Origin of the sequence: Candidatus Chloroploca mongolica (assembly GCF_004762035.2) — a bacterium.
Taxonomy (GTDB): Bacteria; Chloroflexota; Chloroflexia; order Chloroflexales; family Chloroflexaceae; genus Chloroploca; species Chloroploca mongolica.
Genome location: NZ_SIJK02000031.1, coordinates 1 through 19208, shown reverse-complemented (window position 1 = coordinate 19208; position 19208 = coordinate 1). Strand labels below are relative to the sequence as shown.

Sequence of the window (19208 nt, the reverse complement as noted above, 5' to 3'; positions counted from 1 at the left end):
CCATTGAGGTTGTGTGATGCTGAACTGGCTTATCTGGCTCATCCCGCTGTTGCCGCTGCTCGGCTTTCTGCTCAATGTGTTTGTCATTCGCCAGGAGCGCCAGGCCGGTCTGGTGGCGAGCGCACTGGTTGGTGTCTCGTTTCTGCTGGCCGTGCTCGCGACGGTCATGCTCGGCGGAATGCCTGAAGAAGAGCGCCGCGTGCAGACAATCGCCTGGGAATGGATCGGCACGGGTACGATGAGCATCCCTTTCGGGTTGCTCTTTGATCCGTTGACGTCCGTGATGGTGCTGCTCGTCACCGGGGTCGGCGGCCTGATCCATGTCTACTCGATTGGCTATATGCACGGCGATCCGCGGGTCGTCCGCTATTTTGCCTACCTGAATCTCTTTGTGACCATGATGCTGATGCTGGTCATGGCGAACAATATGCTGGTGCTCTTTCTTGGCTGGGAGGGCGTGGGGCTCTGTTCGTTTTTGCTGATCGGCTTCTGGTTCGAGCGAAAGGTGGCGTCGGCAGCGGCGGTCAAGGCATTTGTGGTCAACCGGATCGGCGATGCCGCCTTTATTCTGTCGATGCTGGCGATCTTTTCGCATTTTGGGACGCTGACCTTCTATGATGTCGAGGTGGATGGGCAGATCATTCCGGGCTTTCTGGCGCAGGTGCCCAACATTTTGGGGCAAACCTTTGGCCCCGAGTGGCAAACGATTGCGGTGGCAACAGGCATTTCGTTTCTTTTGCTCATCGGCGCAACCGGCAAATCAGCGCAGTTCCCGCTCTTTGTCTGGCTGCCCGATGCGATGGCCGGCCCGACCCCGGTGTCGGCACTGATCCACGCCGCAACAATGGTCACCGCTGGTGTCTATATGATGGCCCGCACCGAGCCAATCTTTGTGGCGTCACCGGCAACGCAGAGCTGGGTGGCCTGGATTGGGGTGCTGACGGCGCTGATTGCGGGAACGGCGGCCCTGGCGCAGTGGGATATCAAGCGCGTGCTCGCCTATTCGACCGTGTCGCAACTCGGCTTTATGGTCGCAGCCTGTGGCATGGGGGCCTATGCCGCCGCGATCTTCCACCTGCTCACTCACGGCATCTTCAAGGCGCTGCTCTTCCTCGGTTCGGGGTCGGTCATCCACGGTACCCACGACACCCAGGATATGCGCAAGATGGGTGGCCTGCGCACGGCGATGCCGACCACCTACTGGACCTACCTGGTTGGGGCGGGGGCACTCGCTGGCATTGTGCCACTCTCGGGGTTCTGGAGCAAAGATGAGATCCTGGCCCACGCGGTCAGCGCGGGGTACTGGCCGCAACTGATTGGGCTCTTCATTGCCTCGCTGCTCACCGCATTCTATATGGGCCGCCAGGTCTCGCTGATCTTTTTTGGCACCCAGCGCGACCCGCACTACCACGCGCACGAGAGTGGCCGGGCGATGACGGTGCCCCTGGTGATCCTGGCCGTTGGGGCCGCCATCGCTGGCCTGATGAACCTGCCGACCCTCTTTAGCGGCATGCCTGCCGCCCACCTGCTGACCGACTGGCTCAAGCCGGTGTTGCACGAAGAGGCGGGTAAATTCAATCCGCTGCTGGCACTCTTTGCAACGGTTGGGGCCGTGGGGATGGGCTATCTGGGCTGGTCGGTCTATACCCGGAATGCCGCGAAAGTCAAGGTCGGCGGGCAAGATCCGGCGTACTACTACACCGGCGATATCTGGGATACGCTCGAAGCGGCCTGGTATGTTGACACCCTCTATCAGCGTGCCGTCGTCGGGCCATTCCGCACTATCGGCAATTTCCTGGCGCAAGTCTTTGATCCACAGGGCATCGACGGCCTCGTCGTTGGCACTGGTCGCTTCTTTGGCTGGGTCGCAACGGGAGTACGCCAACTCCAGAGTGGCTATGTCCGAATGTATGCCCTCGTCTTTACCGTCGGTGTCGTGCTGGTGCTCAGCTTTATGCTGATGATCGCCTGGTAGGATAAAAGGAAGCCGCATGCAAGTTCCGATCCTGTCACTTGTGCTCTGGCTCCCCGCACTCGGAGCACTCCTGTTGCTCACGGTGCCGCGGAGGAGCGACGAACTGGCGCGCCGGATTGCCCTGGCCGTCGCTGTTGTCACCTTTCTCGTCTCGTTGACCCTGCCGCTCAGGTTTGTACCCGAGAGTGCGCTCGGTGCGGGGCCGGTGACCATGCAATTTGCCGAGACGGTGCCCTGGTTGCCGTCGTGGGGCATCAGCTATAGCGTTGCTATTGATGGCGTGAGTCTCTGGCTGGTGATGTTGACCACGTTTCTGACGCCGATTGTGGTGCTCTCGACCTGGGATTCGGTACACAAGGAAGTCCGCAATTTCCAGATCCTGCTATTGCTCCTGACCACGGCGATGCTCGGGGTCTTTATGGCCCAGGATCTGTTGCTCTTCTATATCTTCTGGGAATTCACGCTGATTCCGATGACCTTTTTGATCGGGATCTGGGGTGGCAGCAACCGGGTCTATGCGGCCCGCAAGTTTTTCCTCTATACGTTTGCCGGATCGGTGCTGATGCTGCTTGCCGTGATCGGGCTCTATGTCTTGCACCGTGAAAGCATCGCTGTGAGTCAGCCCGGCTATCAGGGCACGCTCAATTTTGGCGCGATTGTGACCGATCTGCGGAGCGGCGCGTTCGTGCTGGAGACAGCGACCGAGCGGTTGCTCTTTGGGGCCTTCTTCCTCGCCTTCGCGATCAAGGTACCGCTCTGGCCGTTCCACACCTGGTTGCCCGATGCCCACGTCGAAGCGCCCACGGCTGGATCGGTGGTGCTGGCGGGGGTGCTGCTGAAACTTGGTGGCTACGGCATGATCCGCTACTGCCTGACGCTCTTTCCCGAGGCCTCGCGCTGGGCGGCCCCGGCCATCGGGGTACTGGCGGTGATTGGCATCATCTATGGTGCGATTGTCGCGTTTGCCCAGACCGATATGAAGAAACTGGTGGCCTATTCATCGGTGAGCCATATGGGCTTCATTGTGCTCGGCATCTTCGCGCTGAACAGCGAGGGCATCACCGGCGCCATCATCCAGATGATCAGCCACGGCCTCTCGACCGGCGCGCTCTTCTTGATTGTCGGCGTGCTCTATGAGCGACGGCATACCCGCGAAATGGCGGCGTACAGCGGCATCTGGACGGTAATGCCAATCTATGCGGGCATCACCTTGCTGGTGGCGCTCTCGTCGGCAGGTTTGCCTGGGCTCAATGGTTTCATTGGTGAATTTGTGATTATGCAGGGGGCGTTTCTCTCGCCTGAGCTTGGCTGGCCCTTTATGGCCTTTGCCGTGCTCGGCGTCGTGCTGGCGGCGATCTACCTGCTCAAGTTCTACCGCGAAGTCTTTATGGGCGAAGTGAATGAAGCGAGCACGGGCCTCCCCGATCTCAACCAGCGCGAACTGGTCACGCTGGTGGCCCTGTGTATCCCGATTGTGATCATCGGCCTCTATCCGGGCTTTCTCTTTGGCCCGATGCAGAGCAGTGTCGCCGAGGTGGTCAATGGTCTGGTGCCTGTGGTCGCAGGACGTTAATGCGCATGGGCCAGATGGCCCGTAACCCTCGCCGGGAGGCGTAATGGACTCAATTCAGATTCCACCAATTGATTTCAGACTGATAGCACCGTTGCTCGTGGTGACGACCTGGGCAATGGTCTTGCTGCTTGTTGATGTCTTTGCCATTCCCGCCAACCGCAAAAAGCTGACGGGCTACCTCGCCATTGCCGGACTGGTGGTCGCAGGCCTGGTTGCCATTCCTCTCTGGGATGTGAGTGGCAGCACCTTCAGCAACATGATCGTGCTTGACCGCTACAGCCTGATCCTGACCTGGATCTTCCTGATCATCGGGGCGCTCAGCATCACAATGGCGCTCGACTATCTGCCGCGTCACGGGATCGAACAGGGCGAGTTCTACCCGCTGATCATGTTTGCCGTGGCCGGCATGATCCTGATGGCGCAGGGCACCGACCTGATCGTGCTCTTCCTCGGGGTCGAGTTGCTCTCGATCACGCTCTATATTTTGACCGGCTTTGCCTACCCACGCCTCACCTCGGAAGAGGCGGCGATGAAGTATCTGGTGCTCGGGGCATTTGCGGCAGGCTTTTTCATTTATGGTATCGCGCTGACCTACGGGGCCGTAGGGACAACCAATCTGGCCCTGATTGCCGAGAGACTGGCTGATCCGGCGGCCAATACCAACCAATTGCTGCTGCTCGCCGGATCCGCGCTCATTCTGATCGCCTTTGCCTTCAAGGTTGCGCTGGTGCCCTTCCACATGTGGACACCCGATGTCTATGAAGGCTCGCCAACGCCGGTAGCCGCCTTTATGAGTGTCGGCACCAAAGGTGCGGCCTTTGCAGCCCTATTGCGCATCCTGACCAGCGCCCTGCCCGAGCTGCAACCCTTCTGGCTGCCAGTACTCGGCGTGCTCGCCGCACTGACGATGATCATTGGCAACCTGGGGGCTCTGAGCCAGACCAACGTCAAACGCATGCTCGCCTATTCGAGTATCGGGCACGCGGGCTACATTCTCTTGAGCATTATGGTCGTCTCGGAGCGCGGGGCACAGGCGTTTCTCTTCTACATGCTCGCGTATGCGCTGACCAACCTGGGGGCGTTTGCGGTCGTCATTGCGCTGGAGCAGCGCAGCAATGCAACCTGGAGCCTCGACGATTTCACGGGGTTGTACAAACGGCAACCGTTGCTCGCGCTGGCGATGGCCGTCTTTATGTTCTCGCTGGCCGGGGTGCCGCCGACAGCCGGCTTTATGGCGAAATTCTATGTCTTCACCACAGCCTACGAAGGTGGCCTGGGCTGGCTCGTCTTGATTGGCGTGCTGACGAGTGCGCTGGCCGTCTTCTTCTACCTGCGCGTCGTCATCCGCATGTTTATGCACGAACCGCAAGGCGACCTCGAACCCGCGCTGAACCGGGGGCTCTCGACCGACATCGCGATTGCAGGCGGGCTAACCTTGCTCTTTGGCATCGTACCGGCACCGATTATCTTCCTGGTCGAGCGTTCACTGGTAGCGGCGGGCGGCTAACAATATGGACCATCGCCTACTCACAAAAATCATCAGCACTGTTGGCGAGGAAGTTGGCAACCTGAATCCACGCCTGGCGCTTGCGCAACTCTTGCTCAAACCATTGCCACCATTCGTTGGCAGCAGATTGCGGATGTTCGGGTTACGCCTCGCCGGTTTTGAGATTGGGCATGGAACACAATTCTGGGGCATGCCTATCATAACTGGAACAGGTGCCATAACATCACGTCTGCACATCGGAAAGCACTGTCTCTTCAACATTGATTGTATTTTTGATCTTGTAGATACAATTACAATCAAAGATCATGTCGTTGTTGGGCATCAAGCGCTGATTATCACTGGATCGCACGTCATCGGGCCAGCCACCGCACGGGCAGGTGCCCTGAAGCCTGCTCCAGTCGTGCTCGAGCAAGGAGTCTGGCTTGGTGCGAGGGTGACCATCTTGCCCGGGGTCACGGTTGGTGCCGGTGCCGTGATCGGAGCCGGTACGGTGGTTGCGCGCGATGTGCCTGCCAACACGCTGATTGCCGGTTCCCATCGACGAGTACTTGATTAGTACTCTGTCAACGACGTTTTCTTGCCTCTTCACTCCCGTGACCAAAGAGTAGTCCTGCTCCTTTCCATATACACGCATACGTTCTCTTCTGGTTAAAAGTTGTGAATTTTTCGCCTGTTTGCGCCCAAAGTGGCGATTTTGCTACCCGCAAACGGACACGGCAATGCTAGAATAGCCCGCAAAGTACAGCTCTACCTTTCATTTGCGGTAACTTGATACTGCTTGCATAGACGCAGGGGCACGACGCAAAGACGCACGGTATGCCCCTGCGTCTTTTTGTGTTCCGTGTCGAATCGTCGCCCGCGTGTGCCATGCTCGTGATGGCACTGCGGAGGGTTGCAACTCTATGGACGCACACGCCTACGATGCCTTGGTGATTGGGGCTGGGATTAGCGGGATGCAGGCGGCCCTGGATCTTGCCGAGAAGGGCTATCAGGTACTCGTCGTAGAACGCCAGGCAAGCATTGGCGGCACGATGGCGAAACTTGACAAGACCTTCCCCACCAATGATTGCGCGATCTGCATCACTGCCCCCAAGATGGTCGAGTTGGCCCGCCACCCCAACATTACGCTGCTCACCTCGGCGCAAGTCGAGCGGGTCGCGGGGTCGGTCGGGCATTTCGAGGTGACAATCTGGCGGCAGACGACCTATGTTGACCCCGAGAAGTGTACAGGCTGTGGCGATTGCGCCCGCGCCTGTCCCGTCGAGGTGGCCGATACGTTCAATGGGCGACTGTCGCGACGCAAGGCGATCTATCTCCAGTTTCCCCAGGCGGTGCCGGCGGTCTATACGATTGACTATGCCCAGTGTACGGGCTGTGGGGCCTGCGACCGCGCCTGTGGCCCCGGGGCGATTTCGTTTCTGCGGCGCTCGCAACCGCTGACGGTCACGGTCGGCAGCATCGTGGTCGCCACGGGTTTCGAGGTGCTCGAGCCAACCGAGTTGCGCCGCGAGTATGGCTATGGGCGCTTTGCGAATGTGTTGACGGCGCTGCAGTACGAGCGTTTGATGGCCGCTTCCGGGCCAACTGACGGGCATGTGACCCGGCCGTCTGATGGGCAAGCGCCGCGCAGCATCGCCTGGATCCAGTGCGTCGGCTCGCGCAGTACCCAGGGCGGCCACCCGTACTGCTCGAAGATCTGTTGCATGTATGCGACCAAAGAGGCGCTCATTACCCGCGAACACGCCCCTGACACCGCAACAACGATCTTTTATATGGATCTGCGGGCCTATGGCAAAGATTTTCAGCAGTACTACCAGCGTGCCGCTAGCCACGGCGTGCGCTATGTGCGGAGCCGCCCCGCCAGCGTGAGTGAAAATGCCGATCAGAGTCTGTTGCTTGAGTATGAGGATACGTTGACGGGGAAAGTGGCGAGCGAGACGTTTGATCTGCTGGTGCTCTCGACTGCCGTGGTGCCCCCGCCCGAGAATCGGCGACTGGCGCAGGCGCTCGGCATTGCAGTGGATGAACATGGCTTTTTTGTCGCACGTGATGCGTTGCGTGCCCCGCTGCACGCGACCCGCGAGGGCATTTTCCTCGCCGGGGGAGCCCAGGGGCCCAACGATATCCCCGATTGCGTTGCGCAGGCCAGCGGTGCCGCCGGGCTCGCGGCGGTCCCGCTGAGTCAGCGCCAGCGCACCGCCGAACCGGTGCCGCCCGCCGAACGCGATGTCGCCGCTGAAGCCCCGCGTACCGGCGTCTTTGTCTGTAGTTGCGGCAAGAATATTGGCGGGTTTGTTGATGTCGAGGCCGTGACCGCCTCGGCGCGTGCGTTGCCCGAGGTGGCCTTCGCCGAGGCATGTACATTCGCGTGCTCGGAGGATGCCCAGCGCAAGATCAGGGGGGCCATCGAAGCCAATGGGCTCAATCGGGTCGTCGTGGCGGCCTGCTCCCCCATTACCCACGGCCCGGTCTTCCAACAGACCTGCGCCGAAGTTGGGCTCAACGCCGGCCTCTTTGAAATGGCGAATATCCGCAATCAGTGTTCGTGGGTGCATTCGTCTGAGCCCGGCCCCGCGACCACCAAGGCCGCCGATCTGGTGCGTATGGCCGTTGCCCGTGCTAGTTACGTCAAGTCACTGCCTGTCCAGACGATCGAGGTGACCCCGGGATGCCTGGTGATTGGCGGTGGCGCGGCTGGCATGACGGCGGCGATCACGCTGGCCGAGATGGGCATCGAGGTCGTTCTGGTCGAACGCGAGACGGTGCTGGGGGGCAAGCTGAATCTGCTTGGCAAACTGGCCCCCAATGATCTGCCAGCCAGTACGTTCCGCGAACATCTGGTTCACGAGGTGCAACGCCGCCCGCTGATCAAGGTCTTTACGGGCACCGAGGTGGGCGAGGTGAGCGGCCATGTCGGCAATTTCCAGGTGACGCTCGACGGCGGGCTCGGCGAGGCGATCACACAGGTGCAGGTCGGCACGATCATTGTGGCAACGGGCTTCCGTGAGATAGACTTGCGCGGGCGCTATGGCTACGGTGATGACCCGCGCATTATCACGCAGCTTGAACTCGAACGCCGCCTGCGGGACGGTACGCTCGGCAAGCCACGTTCAGTGGTGATGATCAATTGTGCCGGCTCGCTCGACGCTGAAAATCCATCGTGCTGCCGCATCGGGTGCAGCGTTGCCGTCAAGAATGCGCGCCTGGTACACCAGGCCGCCCCCGGTACGCAGGTCTTTCTGCTCTACCAGGATCTGCGCGTCTATGGCAAAGGCCAGGAAGAAGCCTTTACCCAGATGCTCGCTGAAGTCGCGCCGCAGCGGATCAGGTACGACGCCGAGCGTCCGCCCCGGGTGAGCCTTGAGCACGGGCGCATCATGGTGACGGTCTACGATACCCTGCTACGCGACGAGCTTGAGGTCGAAGCGGATCTGGTGGTGCTGACGGCTGCGTTACGCGGCGATATAGAAACACCGCGCCTCAAGCAGATGCTCAAGGTTGGCGCCAATGCCCAGGATTTTTACCACGAAGCCCATGCGAAAATCCGGCCACTCGACTTTACCACCGAGGGCATCTACCTCTGCGGGGGCGACCATTACCCACGGAGCATTCCCGATACGCTGGCGCAGGCCGCCGGCGCTGCGTCGCGTGCGGCGATCCCGCTGTTGCGCGGGCGGGTCAAGGTTGAGCCAATCGTCGCCGAGGTTGAGGCAGCACGCTGCTCGGGCTGTGGTCTCTGCGTGCCGCACTGCCCGTATGGCGCAATGAGGCTCGATCCTGAACGGGGAGTGCTGGTAATCGAAGAGGTCTTGTGCAAGGGTTGTGGCACGTGTGTCGCGGCCTGCCCATCGGGGGCGCTGCAGCAACGTGGCTTCGCCGATGCACAAGTGCTGGCCATGATCGAGACCGCCTGGGAGGGGGCGCTGGTATGAGTGAGCCGTTCGAACCAAAAATCGTGGGGTTGCTCTGTAGCTGGTGCGCGTATGCGGGGGCCGACACCGCAGGCGTCAGTCGCGTCCAGTACCCACCCAACCTTCGCATTGTGCGCGTGATGTGCAGCGGGCGCGTCGATCCGCTCTTTGTGGCGCGTGCGTTTGAACATGGTGCCGATGGGGTGCTGGTCGCGGGGTGCCATCCCGGTGATTGCCACTATCTTTCGGGCAACAACTATGCCGAAGAGCGCTTTGCCAAATTTGCCCAGTTGCTCGACTTCTTTGGCCTTGACCAGCGTCGCTTCAAACTGGCCTGGGTCTCGGGATCAGAAGGTGCTCGTTTTGCCACGATTGTGGCCGAGATGACCGAGGAACTGCGTGCCCTCGGGCCACTCGAGTTGAAGGTGCAGTGATGACAACCTCGCTTGAAACCCAACTCCGCAGCCGCGCCCACGACCTGCTGGCCGAAGGCGTCGTTGAGCTCTTTCTCGGCTACCGCCAGGGTTCCAACCCGCTACGGGTCGCCCCTTTTGTCGCCCGTACGCCGCTCGAAACGGCCAAGCTCGTCTGGAATGCGGTCTGTGTGCCGAATCTGGCCGGTACGCTGGCGAAGCATGCCGGCCAGCGGATCGGGGTGGCGCTGAAAGCGTGTGATGCGCAGACGCTCCGCGAGTTGCTCAAATTGAACCAGCTTGAACGCAGTCGCCTCTATCTCATCGGCATCGGCTGCGAAGGCATGGCTAACCCCGAAGCGATCACCGACGCCGCCCCAGGGCGGGTCACTGGTCTCGCCGAAGCTGGCCCTGACCTGGTGATCACCACAGCAGACGACGTTGTCCGCCGTGAACGGGGTACTCTGCTGCTGACAAAATGCGCAACGTGTACCGGGATGCCGACTGATTTCTGTGACGAGTGGCTGGGTGAAGCGCCGCCCGCGCCGCCCACCGTTCCCGCCGAACGCTTTGCGGCGGTGCAGGCACTCGCAACGCTTGCGCCAGCCGAACGCCTCGCCTTCTGGAGTGAACACCTGAGCAGATGCACGCTCTGTTATGCCTGTCAGACGGTCTGCCCGCTCTGCTTCTGCAAAGAGTGCGCCCTGACGCTCGAACGCGACCATCCCCGGCGGCAGGCGCGTGAGCCAATGACGATCTTTGCGTACCATCTGATGCGCGCCTATCACCTGGCCGACCGTTGCACCGGCTGCGATGAGTGTAGCCGGGTCTGCCCCGAGGATATCCCGCTGAACCTGATCTGCCGCAAGCTCGAACAAGATCGGAGCCAGGTATGACCACAAGCATCCGTATCGGCAATGGGCGCAACGAGTTGTTGCAGAAGGTCGAGGCCTTGAGTGGTCAACACCTCGCCAACTGCTACCAGTGTGGCACCTGCGCCGCAGGTTGTCCGTTTCACCAGGCGATGGATCTGCTACCTGATGCCCTGATCCAGCACGTACGCCTCGGCTTGCCAGGCATCCTTGAGCGACAAACCTTCTGGATCTGTGCTGGTTGCGATACGTGCAGTGACCGCTGCCCACGGGGGCTGGACATCGCGCGGATCATGGAAGCCCTGCGCCAGATCTGCCTCCGTGAAGGCGGCGATCATCCCGCGCTGACCCAGTTGGAGCGCGCCGACCTCGGTGCGTTGCCGCCGATTGCGCTGGTTGCGAGTATGCGGCGCAACTCGGGCTAGGAGAGGGAAAGCGGAAAGCGGAACCATTGTCCAAGAAAGAACCGTGGTATGTCGATCGCATATTATCCTGGATGTACAATAAAAGTCTCGGCCCCCGAGCACGAACTTGCTGCGCTGGCGGTGATGCGTGCGCTTGGCCTCGACTTGCACGAGATGCGCGAGTGGAACTGCTGTGGCGTGGTTCATTCGCTCGCCACCGATAACCTGATCCGCCATATGGCTCCCGTCCGGGTCTTTGCCCGCCTGCAGCAGCAAGGCGAACGCGAGGTCGTTACGCTCTGCGATATGTGCTTCAATACGCTGGCGCGGGCCAACCAAGTAGCCCGGCGGCAACCCGAGCAGATGGACGCGATCAAGGCGACCAGCGGCGATGAACTCAACTACGATGGCAGCGCCGAGGTGTTGCATCTGCTGCAGATCCTGCGTGACCGGGTGGGCATGGCGGCCATCAAGGCGCGGGTGCGCCAACCACTGCACAACCTGCGGGTTTACCCCTATTACGGGTGCAAGCTCTTGCGTCCGACCGAGGTGGGCCTTGACGACCCCGAAGCACCAACGGTGCTCGGTGATCTGATGGCAGCGCTGGGAGCCACGGTCGTCGAGGGGAACCTGCAAACGCGCTGCTGCGGGGCATACCACGTGGTCAACCGCGAAAACCTGGTGGCAGAACGCGTCGCGGCAACGACGGCGCAGGCCCGGGCCAACGGAGCCAACGTGATCGTGCTCTCGTGCCCCCTCTGTCATTTCAACTTGGCGACCCGCCAGAGCACCCCCGGCAATGCGCTGCCCGTGCTCTACTACACGCAGTTGATGGGCCTCGCCTTTGGGTTGCCCCCCGCAACGCTCGGGCTACCAGATGCGACTGCACTTTTCGAGGAAGCGTTGCCCACCGCGCAACACGCGCAAGCCGTGCCTATGTGTACCAAAGGAGAACGGTGATGAGCGAACAAGCCCCCCTGATCACGATGCAATTGATGGGCAAGAATTACCGTGTTCCCGCTGGCCTGACGCTGATGGCGGCGATCGAGTATGCCGGGTACAAACTGGTGCGCGGGGCCGGTTGTCGCGGCGGCTTCTGCGGCTCGTGCCCGACGCTCTATCGTCGCGAAGGCAACCACCGGATCTTCACTGCCCTGGCTTGCCAAACCCTGGTCGAAGACGGAATGTGCCTCGTCCAGATGCCGTTTGTCCCCCTGATCACCAGGCCGTACGATCTGTATACCATCACGCCACAGGCCAACACCCTGTTGCAACACTTCCCCGAAATTGCGGGCTGCGTCGCATGTAATACCTGTACCCGTTCGTGCCCACAGGGGTTGCCGGTGATGGACTACATCCAGGCGAGTCTGCGTGGCGACATCGAAAGGGCCGCGCTGCTCTCGTTCGATTGCATCTCGTGCGGCATCTGTTCAAGCCGTTGCCCTGCCGACATCAAACACTACGCGGTGGGCCTGCTCGCCCGGCGACTCTATGGCAAATATATCACGCGGAACGCCCCCGATCTCGCCGAACGCGTTGCCGCCATTGAAACCGGGGATTTTAGCGCCGAACTTGATGCGTTGATGACCTTGTCTGCCGCTGAACTGCGCAGCCGCTACGAACAGCGCACCTTTGAAGTCGCGGCTGAACAAGAAGATCCGTACAGCGCAACCCGCTCGTACAACTCAGCAATGGATCCCGTTGACTACCAGGACGAGCTCGAGGTGAGTGGGTGACGGCATAGTCAGCGGGCTGCGCCCGCTGGACATGCCATCTACTCTGACAAGAGGCAAAAGGAGACGCTCCGATGGAAATAAGCGACGGATACCCCGCCGCCATGCGGCAGAGCATCGCCAGGGTTGAAGCGACGCGCTCGGCGCGGATGGGGCGCACCTTCCCTGCGATGAGCTTGGACGAGCGCAAAGCGTTGTTGCTCAGCCATCACCCCGATTACAAAGCCGGCGCAAAACGCCCGCTGCTTTTTGGATCCGGCCAAGGGATGGCGCTCAACCACGAACTGGCCGATCTCTTCGAGGCACGTCCGCTGGTGCGCGCGAGTCTCGATCTGAGCAAGATTGACCACGACGTTGATCTGCTGGTGATTGGCGGGGGCGGTGCGGGCACGGTCGCGGCAATCTGGGCGGTGAAAGCCGGTCTCGACCCGCGCAAGATCCTGGTGACCACCAAGTTGCGCCACGGCGACTCGAACTCAACGATGGCGCAGGGGGGCATTCAGGCCGCCGATCGCCCCGAAGATTCGCCGGCGCAACACTTTCTTGATGTGATGGGGGGCGGCCACTTTACTAATCAGCCCGAACTGGTACGTGCGCTGGTGCAGGATGCACCATTGATCATCCAGTGGCACGAGCATCTCGGGATGATGTACGACAAAGATGCCAGCGGTCACTTCATCGAACATCCCGGCGGCGGCACCTCGCGCAACCGGATGCATTCGGCCCGCGACTATACCGGGCTCGAAATGATGCGCGTCTTACGCGACGAAGCCCGCAACCTTGGCATTCCGGTGATCGAGTTTTCCCCAGTGATCGAGTTGCTCTGTGATGAGCACGGGCGCGTAAGCGGGGCAGTGCTCATCAATCTGGAGACCAGGCATTACCATATTGTGCGCGCCAAGGCGACGATTATTACCACGGGCGGCCTCGGGCGCTTGCATATGCAGCAGTACCCGACGACGAATCACTATGGCGCAACGGCTGACGGGCTTGTGCTCGCATACCGTGTCGGGGCCAGGCTGATTGACCTTGATGCGGTACAGTACCATCCAACGGGGGCGGCGTTTCCCGCCCAAATGGCCGGCCTGCTGATTACCGAGAAGGTGCGTGGCCTTGGGGCGCAACCACTCAACTGCGACGGCGAACAATTTGTCTTTCCGCTCGAACCACGCGATGTCGAAGCCTCGGCGTTTATTCGCGAATGTGCCGAACGCGGCAAAGGCATCAAGACGCCACAGGACATGTGTGGCGTCTGGCTTGATGCGCCGATGGTTGACCTGATCCATGGGCCAGGTACGATCCGCGAAGCCCTGCCCGCTATGTTCCGCATGTATGCCCGCTTTGGCATTGATATGACCCGTGACCCGATCCTCGTCTTTCCAACGCTGCACTACCAGAATGGCGGCATTGCAACCGATGAGCACGGCGCAACCAGTGTGCCCGGGCTCTATGCAGCGGGCGAGGTGATGGGTGGGGTCCATGGGAAGAACCGGCTGATGGGCAATTCGCTGCTCGACTTCAACGTCTTCGGGCGACGGGCGGGCATGGCCGCCGCCGCGTATGCCCGCGAGCATCCCGCCGGAAAGCTCAGCCTCGCCCACGTTGCCGCCTATGAGGCCATGTTGCACGACGCAGGCATCGAAACGACGCGTACGGCCCCGCGCATCTTGCCCGACTATCGCGGCAAAGAGGCGCTGGATCGGTACCTTGATATTCCGTTATAGGCAAAGCACGACGAGCATGTTCGTTGGGCTAAATAGTCTGTAACAAAAGTTTGCTGCTCTAGGGATTGGCTTCGACAAGCTCAGCCAACGGCGAACGATGGGCATTGCGAACGGACGGAGGCTGAGCCGGTCGAACGCAGGCTGAGCCGGTCGAAGCTCCCGCTGGGATCAAGCAACGTAGGTTACAAACTACCAAGCTCAACAAACAAACTAGCATATAGAGTAGGCAGGGAACGATGCATGTGATCGAACTCAATGAACACTGGTGCAAAGGGTGTCGGGTGTGTGTCTTTCACTGTCCGACCAAGAGCCTGCGTATCGCGTCACGGTTTACTATGCGGGGCATTCACCCACCTGAACTGGTCGAGGCAGAACGCTGCAATGGTTGCCGCCTCTGCGAATTGCTCTGCCCAGATTTCGCGATTACCGTCATGGAGGCCGTCAGTGTCAACGCATAGAGACCGTCTTCGGCAAGCGATGGGCGACAAGGTTCAGTTTGTTCAGGGCGACGATGCCTGTGCCTACGGGGCGATCCTGGCGGGTTGCACCTTCTTTGCCGGCTATCCCATTACCCCGGCGACCGAAGTTGCCGAGCGTATGGCCGAGATTTTGCCCAAAATCGAGGGGTGCTATATCCAGATGGAAGACGAGATCGCCAGCATGGGGGCCATCGTCGGGGCAAGTTGGACCGGGGTCAAAACGATGACCGCCACGTCTGGCCCTGGTTTTTCGCTGATGCAAGAGAACCTCGGCTACGCGATCATGACCGAGACACCCTGCGTGATCGTCAATGTCCAGCGCTCGGGGCCTTCGACCGGCCAGCCAACGCTCGGCGCATACGGCGATATGATGCAGGCGCGCTGGGGCACCCACGGCGACCACGAGATCATTATGCTCTGTCCGGCGTCGGTGCAAGAGGCGATGGAGTTGACGATTGTTGCGTTTAACCTGGCCGAAGCCTACCGGACGCCGGTGCTGGTCTTTATTGACGGCGAACTCGGCCATATGCGCGAGCGGCTCGTCATTCCCGAGGACGACGAATTTGAACTGGTCGAACGCACCTGTGCCACCTCACGCGAGGGCTACCGCCCCTTTGCGGCGGACGAAAACCTTGTGCCGGCCTTTGCCCCCTTCGGGGCTGGGTTCCGCACCTATGTCACCGGCTTGACCCACAACGAAGCGGGCTTGCCTCGCTCGGCGAGTGCGCCGATCCACGACCAACTGGTGCGCCGTCTGGCCGACAAGATTCTACGCAACACTGACCAGATCATTCGTTATGAAGAGTTTGGGGCCGAGGAGTGCGAGATCGCGATCATCGCCTATGGCATTACCGCCCGCGCATGCCGTGATGTTGTTGAAGAAGGCCGCCAACGTGGCCTCAAGGTCGGCCTGTTGCGCCTGATCACCATCTGGCCCTTCCCCGACGAAGTCGTCGCCAGGTGGGCAACACGGGTGCAGGCCATCCTGGTACCCGAAATGAACCTGGGCCAGATCGTGCATCCAATCCGCGAAGCGGTCGCCGGGCGCTGCCCGGTCATGTTGCAGAGTAAAATCGGCGGCGAGTTGCATACACCAACCGAACTGATCGACGCGCTGGAGGAACTGCGATGTCAGGTCTGCTAAAGCTCAAAACCGCCGCCGAGTTGCGCCAAATCTATCTGCGCCACGAGATGTTCCCAACCATCTTTTGCGATGGGTGCGGTCTCGGCAACGTGCTCAACTACACCCTCTGGGCCCTCGACGAACTGCAACTCGACCTTGATCGCACCGTCTTTGTCTCGGGCATCGGCTGCTCATCACGCCTCTCGGGGTATGTCAATGCAGACGGGATGCACACCACGCATGGCCGGGCGCTGGCGTTTGCGTCGGGAATCAAAGCCGCGCAGCCCGACTTGAACGTCATCGTCTTTACCGGCGACGGCGACGGCTCGGGCATTGGCGGCAACCACCTGTTGCACACGATCCGGCGCAATATGGATCTGACAGTCATTCTGGTCAACAACTTCACCTACGGCATGACCGGCGGGCAGGTCGCCCCGACCACACCAATCGACAGCTTCAGCACCACGACACCGTATGGCAACATCGAATACCCGCTCGACATCTGCGCATTGGCCCAGACGCTTGGGGCACCCTACGTAGCGCGCTGGATGATCAACCAGCCCTATCCACCGATCAAATCAATTGCCCAGGGCATCCAGAAACGCGGCTTTGCGCTGATCGAAATGCTCGTTCCCTGCCCAACCGCCTATGGCCGACGCAACGGGCTCAAGCAACTCGAAACGATCTGGCAATGGTACCGCGACCATACAATCCTGATTGACGACTACGAACACATTATGCACTTTGGCTCACCCGAAGAACGAGCCGCGCTGCACGACAAGATCAAGATCGGCGTCTTCCAGGACTACGAGCGTGAAAGCTTCGAAGAACGCTGGGCCACGCTCGTCGAGCAGGTGAAATTATGAAACAAGAGATCCGCATCTGTGGGTTTGGCGGGCAAGGAGTCATCACCGCAGCCGTCATCCTCGGCAAAGCGGCCGCCGTCTATGATGGCCTGATCGCCTGCCAGGTGCAATCGTACGGCCCCGAAGCACGCGGCGGCGCAGCGCGCGCCGAGGTCATCATTGCCAACGAACCAATCGGCTATCCAGGCATTCACGCTGCCGACATCCTCGTCGCTATGTCGCAAGAAGCGTTCAACCGCTACATCAATGACATCAGGCCAGGGGCAACGATCATTATTGACCCCGACATGGTTATCACCTACGAGGCAGCACCCTATGCGCACCTGGTTCCCTCAACTAGGATCGCCGAAGAACTAGGCAACGTCGTCGTCGCCAACATCGTCATGCTCGGCGCAGTGACTGCCTTGACCGGCGTCGTTTCACGTGAAGCGATGCTCGCCTCGACCCTCGCAAGCGTCCCGAGCAAATTCAAAGCGCTCAATCAACAGGCGCTTGAAGCAGGGATGACGGTGGTTGCGGGGCTGTCGCCCTAAAAACCCATGCTTGTGCTCGCGAAAACGGCCAGCTTCGCTGGCCGTTTTCGCGAGCACAAGAGACAGCATCTCAACGCCGGAGTTTGCGCAGGTTGGCATAGATCACGCCACCATCCACGAGTTGCACCGGCAGCATGCTCAGGACAAAGAGCAAACCGTGCTGAGTAGCAGCAATAGCAAGCAACTGCCTCGCCAGGGAATTGGTGACACGGCTGCGCACCATCATCAACACCAATGTGGCAAGCAAAGAGGCCGCAACCCCACCACCAGCACGACCAATATGCTGCTGCGGCGAAACATCATGGTTGACATACACACTCATTGGATACAAGCCAAAATCAACTGCATCCATCGGTGCGCCCACCGCCTTGGACGAGACGATATGCCCGACGACATGGGCAAAATCGGCAGTATACCAGAGTCCCCCGGCGGCAATGCCCAGCGCAACGCGGCGTTCGCGGGTCACAAGGGCAACGACAAGTGCGGACAAGAGACCGGCCCCGAGGGATGTGGGCCGTATCGTGACAGGAACCCCAAGCAACGAAAAGTTTGCGTGCATCACATTTTCCTGTAGGAGCACGGCACCCCCGTGCCCCTACCCGATCCGTTGGGCAATGCTTGCCAGCACAACCTGATCATCTTCGGTCAAGCCAAGTTCGGCCATTGCCGTGGCAACCCGTCTAATCAACGGATTGACTTCATCCTCTGCACGAGGGTGAGGGTGACGCGGGGCGGCAGAGGTGGGTGCTCCAGAAAGATCAACCGACTCGGGGATCACATCCCAGAGCGGCGTGGGACGATAGCGTTGAATGACCGGCCACCGATACCAGCATGCGAGTGTATGGATATAGCCCAGGGCGGACGCTTCTAACGTATGTTCAGTCGCAACATACGCACGTGCTCGAGCACCAAGAGCCTGCGCTAGATCCGGTTGGCCCAACAAGAGTTCGCAATAGGCGAGGATCTGGGCATATTCGGCAGGCCCGGGGTCAACCTGTGCGACCACGCCCGCAGGCAATTCGGCAAACGAACCCACGGCACTCACCAGGGTAGGACGACCTGCACCAAGCAGGCGCAACAGACTCGCACTCGTCTCGCCACCAGTTGGGTAGCGCAGATTCACACAGAGATCAGCCACAGCCACATAGGCCTCAAACTGCTCACGTGGCACATGGCCGGTCACAATGACTGCATCGCCAAGGCGCAAACGCTCGATCAGGCTCATCAGATCATAGTTTGGCGAAACACTGCCCACCAGAAGATAGCGCACATCAAGCCCTTGGGCACGCAGATCACCGAGGACACGCAGCGTCGGCTCGACCCGCTTCCAGGCATTGATATGCCCAAAACTCGCCAGTAGCAGCGCATCAGGCGGCAAGCCAAGGAATGCACGGGCCGCAGCACGCTCTACCGGTGGCGGTAGCGGCACACCCATCGGCACTATCGCCACCGGGAGATCGGGACGCAAGGCGGCAACGTGTTCTTGGACATAGCGACTATGCACAATCAAGCCGCGGGCCGCAGCGAGGACAGGCTCACACAGAGGAAAGTCAAAAGCCGCATCGGTAAACCGCGAGCGAATCATCAGTTGCGCCATATGGGCGCCCGCATCGCCATAGCGTGCCTCCATCGCCCGCACATACTGCTGAATATCACGGCCCACATTCGCCGCATACCAGAGCATAAAATGGTGCAAGACGAGATCATGGAGCACAATCACCCCCGGCAAGCGGCGCGCCTGTCGCCAGATCGCGGCGTGAGCCGGACTGTTCCCCATATGATAGACCAGCGCATCAAACGGGCGGCGGCGTGCCTCACGTTCAAGCCGGCGGATCGGCAGCACCTCGAGATGTCTGGGCAAGGCCGGATTGACCGGCTTGAGACCATCTTCAACAAAGAGGGTAACATCAGCATACTGCCCAAGATAGGGCAGCAACTCTTCACTATAATCAGAAATCCCCGACGGGGCGGGGTTGACTGGTGAGCAATAGGCAATTCGTGGGATGTTCATGGCGTTGCCATTGTACCATACGGTTTTAAGGGCGGTCGCCCTCAAAACCCATGCTTGTGCAGGCGAAAACGGCCAGCTTCGCTG

17 protein-coding genes are annotated in these 19208 nt (G+C 60.4%); 15 read left to right on the top strand and 2 right to left on the bottom strand.

Annotation, left to right across the window (positions count from 1 at the left end; translation table 11 throughout):
* Positions 1–16: 16 nt before the first annotated feature.
* From nuoL to EYB53_RS16235, 15 genes are all read left to right on the top strand, one after another.
* Entirely contained in the window at positions 17–1975 is a 1959-nt protein-coding gene (gene nuoL / locus EYB53_RS16305) for an NADH-quinone oxidoreductase subunit L (protein ID WP_254151103.1), read from the top strand.
* A gap of 16 nt (positions 1976–1991) precedes the next feature.
* Complete coding sequence (locus tag EYB53_RS16300) at positions 1992–3548, top strand: complex I subunit 4 family protein (RefSeq protein ID WP_135479481.1); 1557 nt, start codon at positions 1992–1994, stop codon at positions 3546–3548.
* A 43-nt stretch (positions 3549–3591) separates the two neighbouring features.
* Positions 3592–5055 (top strand): NADH-quinone oxidoreductase subunit N, encoded by a 1464-nt coding sequence (locus EYB53_RS16295; RefSeq protein WP_135479480.1) that lies wholly within the window; start codon positions 3592–3594, stop codon positions 5053–5055.
* A gap of 4 nt (positions 5056–5059) precedes the next feature.
* Positions 5060–5611, top strand: a complete 552-nt coding sequence (locus tag EYB53_RS16290) for an acyltransferase (RefSeq protein ID WP_135479479.1) — start codon at positions 5060–5062, stop codon at positions 5609–5611.
* A gap of 346 nt (positions 5612–5957) precedes the next feature.
* Positions 5958–8987 (top strand): FAD-dependent oxidoreductase, encoded by a 3030-nt coding sequence (locus EYB53_RS16285; protein ID WP_135479478.1) that lies wholly within the window; start codon positions 5958–5960, stop codon positions 8985–8987.
* The gene (locus tag EYB53_RS16280) at positions 8984–9400 is read left to right on the top strand and encodes a hydrogenase iron-sulfur subunit (RefSeq protein WP_135479477.1); all 417 of its coding nucleotides are present in this window, start codon (positions 8984–8986) and stop codon (positions 9398–9400) included. Before EYB53_RS16285 ends, EYB53_RS16280 begins: the two co-directional genes overlap by 4 nt.
* On the top strand, positions 9400–10275 hold the full coding sequence (locus tag EYB53_RS16275; protein ID WP_135479476.1) for a 4Fe-4S dicluster domain-containing protein: 876 nt from the start codon (positions 9400–9402) through the stop codon (positions 10273–10275). The genes EYB53_RS16280 and EYB53_RS16275 overlap by 1 nt, the downstream gene beginning before the upstream one ends.
* Positions 10272–10676, top strand: a complete 405-nt coding sequence (locus tag EYB53_RS16270) for a 4Fe-4S dicluster domain-containing protein (RefSeq protein ID WP_135479475.1) — start codon at positions 10272–10274, stop codon at positions 10674–10676. Before EYB53_RS16275 ends, EYB53_RS16270 begins: the two co-directional genes overlap by 4 nt.
* A gap of 48 nt (positions 10677–10724) precedes the next feature.
* On the top strand, positions 10725–11615 hold the full coding sequence (locus EYB53_RS16265; protein ID WP_135479474.1) for a CoB--CoM heterodisulfide reductase iron-sulfur subunit B family protein: 891 nt from the start codon (positions 10725–10727) through the stop codon (positions 11613–11615).
* Positions 11615–12391 carry a 4Fe-4S dicluster domain-containing protein gene (locus EYB53_RS16260; RefSeq protein ID WP_135479473.1) on the top strand — a complete coding sequence of 259 codons (777 nt, stop codon included), beginning with the start codon at positions 11615–11617 and terminating at the stop codon, positions 12389–12391. Before EYB53_RS16265 ends, EYB53_RS16260 begins: the two co-directional genes overlap by 1 nt.
* A gap of 71 nt (positions 12392–12462) precedes the next feature.
* Positions 12463–14112 carry an FAD-binding protein gene (locus EYB53_RS16255; protein ID WP_135479472.1) on the top strand — a complete coding sequence of 550 codons (1650 nt, stop codon included), beginning with the start codon at positions 12463–12465 and terminating at the stop codon, positions 14110–14112.
* A gap of 242 nt (positions 14113–14354) precedes the next feature.
* Positions 14355–14570 carry a 4Fe-4S binding protein gene (locus EYB53_RS16250; RefSeq protein WP_165360618.1) on the top strand — a complete coding sequence of 72 codons (216 nt, stop codon included), beginning with the start codon at positions 14355–14357 and terminating at the stop codon, positions 14568–14570.
* The gene (locus EYB53_RS16245) at positions 14557–15735 is read left to right on the top strand and encodes a 2-oxoacid:acceptor oxidoreductase subunit alpha (protein ID WP_205712672.1); all 1179 of its coding nucleotides are present in this window, start codon (positions 14557–14559) and stop codon (positions 15733–15735) included. Before EYB53_RS16250 ends, EYB53_RS16245 begins: the two co-directional genes overlap by 14 nt.
* Positions 15720–16580, top strand: a complete 861-nt coding sequence (locus EYB53_RS16240; protein WP_135479471.1) for a thiamine pyrophosphate-dependent enzyme — start codon at positions 15720–15722, stop codon at positions 16578–16580. The genes EYB53_RS16245 and EYB53_RS16240 overlap by 16 nt, the downstream gene beginning before the upstream one ends.
* Positions 16577–17113 carry a 2-oxoacid:acceptor oxidoreductase family protein gene (locus EYB53_RS16235; protein ID WP_097653860.1) on the top strand — a complete coding sequence of 179 codons (537 nt, stop codon included), beginning with the start codon at positions 16577–16579 and terminating at the stop codon, positions 17111–17113. Before EYB53_RS16240 ends, EYB53_RS16235 begins: the two co-directional genes overlap by 4 nt.
* A gap of 70 nt (positions 17114–17183) precedes the next feature.
* On the opposite strand, the gene EYB53_RS16230 is transcribed toward EYB53_RS16235, so the two are convergent.
* Together EYB53_RS16230 and EYB53_RS16225 are read right to left on the bottom strand one after the other, a co-directional pair.
* On the bottom strand, positions 17184–17672 hold the full coding sequence (locus EYB53_RS16230; RefSeq protein WP_135479470.1) for a hypothetical protein: 489 nt from the start codon (positions 17670–17672) through the stop codon (positions 17184–17186).
* A gap of 36 nt (positions 17673–17708) precedes the next feature.
* On the bottom strand, positions 17709–19124 hold the full coding sequence (locus EYB53_RS16225; RefSeq protein WP_167857443.1) for a glycosyltransferase family 4 protein: 1416 nt from the start codon (positions 19122–19124) through the stop codon (positions 17709–17711).
* Between the last annotated feature and the right edge of the window lie 84 nt (positions 19125–19208).

Coding starts and splice junctions, on each gene's coding strand:
- nuoL (WP_254151103.1), top strand. CDS start 17: ATGCTGAACTGGCTTATCTGGCTCATCCCGCTGTTGCCGCTGCTCGGC.
- EYB53_RS16300 (WP_135479481.1), top strand. CDS start 1,992: ATGCAAGTTCCGATCCTGTCACTTGTGCTCTGGCTCCCCGCACTCGGA.
- EYB53_RS16295 (WP_135479480.1), top strand. CDS start 3,592: ATGGACTCAATTCAGATTCCACCAATTGATTTCAGACTGATAGCACCG.
- EYB53_RS16290 (WP_135479479.1), top strand. CDS start 5,060: ATGGACCATCGCCTACTCACAAAAATCATCAGCACTGTTGGCGAGGAA.
- EYB53_RS16285 (WP_135479478.1), top strand. CDS start 5,958: ATGGACGCACACGCCTACGATGCCTTGGTGATTGGGGCTGGGATTAGC.
- EYB53_RS16280 (WP_135479477.1), top strand. CDS start 8,984: ATGAGTGAGCCGTTCGAACCAAAAATCGTGGGGTTGCTCTGTAGCTGG.
- EYB53_RS16275 (WP_135479476.1), top strand. CDS start 9,400: ATGACAACCTCGCTTGAAACCCAACTCCGCAGCCGCGCCCACGACCTG.
- EYB53_RS16270 (WP_135479475.1), top strand. CDS start 10,272: ATGACCACAAGCATCCGTATCGGCAATGGGCGCAACGAGTTGTTGCAG.
- EYB53_RS16265 (WP_135479474.1), top strand. CDS start 10,725: ATGTCGATCGCATATTATCCTGGATGTACAATAAAAGTCTCGGCCCCC.
- EYB53_RS16260 (WP_135479473.1), top strand. CDS start 11,615: ATGAGCGAACAAGCCCCCCTGATCACGATGCAATTGATGGGCAAGAAT.
- EYB53_RS16255 (WP_135479472.1), top strand. CDS start 12,463: ATGGAAATAAGCGACGGATACCCCGCCGCCATGCGGCAGAGCATCGCC.
- EYB53_RS16240 (WP_135479471.1), top strand. CDS start 15,720: ATGTCAGGTCTGCTAAAGCTCAAAACCGCCGCCGAGTTGCGCCAAATC.
- EYB53_RS16235 (WP_097653860.1), top strand. CDS start 16,577: ATGAAACAAGAGATCCGCATCTGTGGGTTTGGCGGGCAAGGAGTCATC.
- EYB53_RS16230 (WP_135479470.1), bottom strand. CDS start 17,672: ATGCACGCAAACTTTTCGTTGCTTGGGGTTCCTGTCACGATACGGCCC.
- EYB53_RS16225 (WP_167857443.1), bottom strand. CDS start 19,124: ATGAACATCCCACGAATTGCCTATTGCTCACCAGTCAACCCCGCCCCG.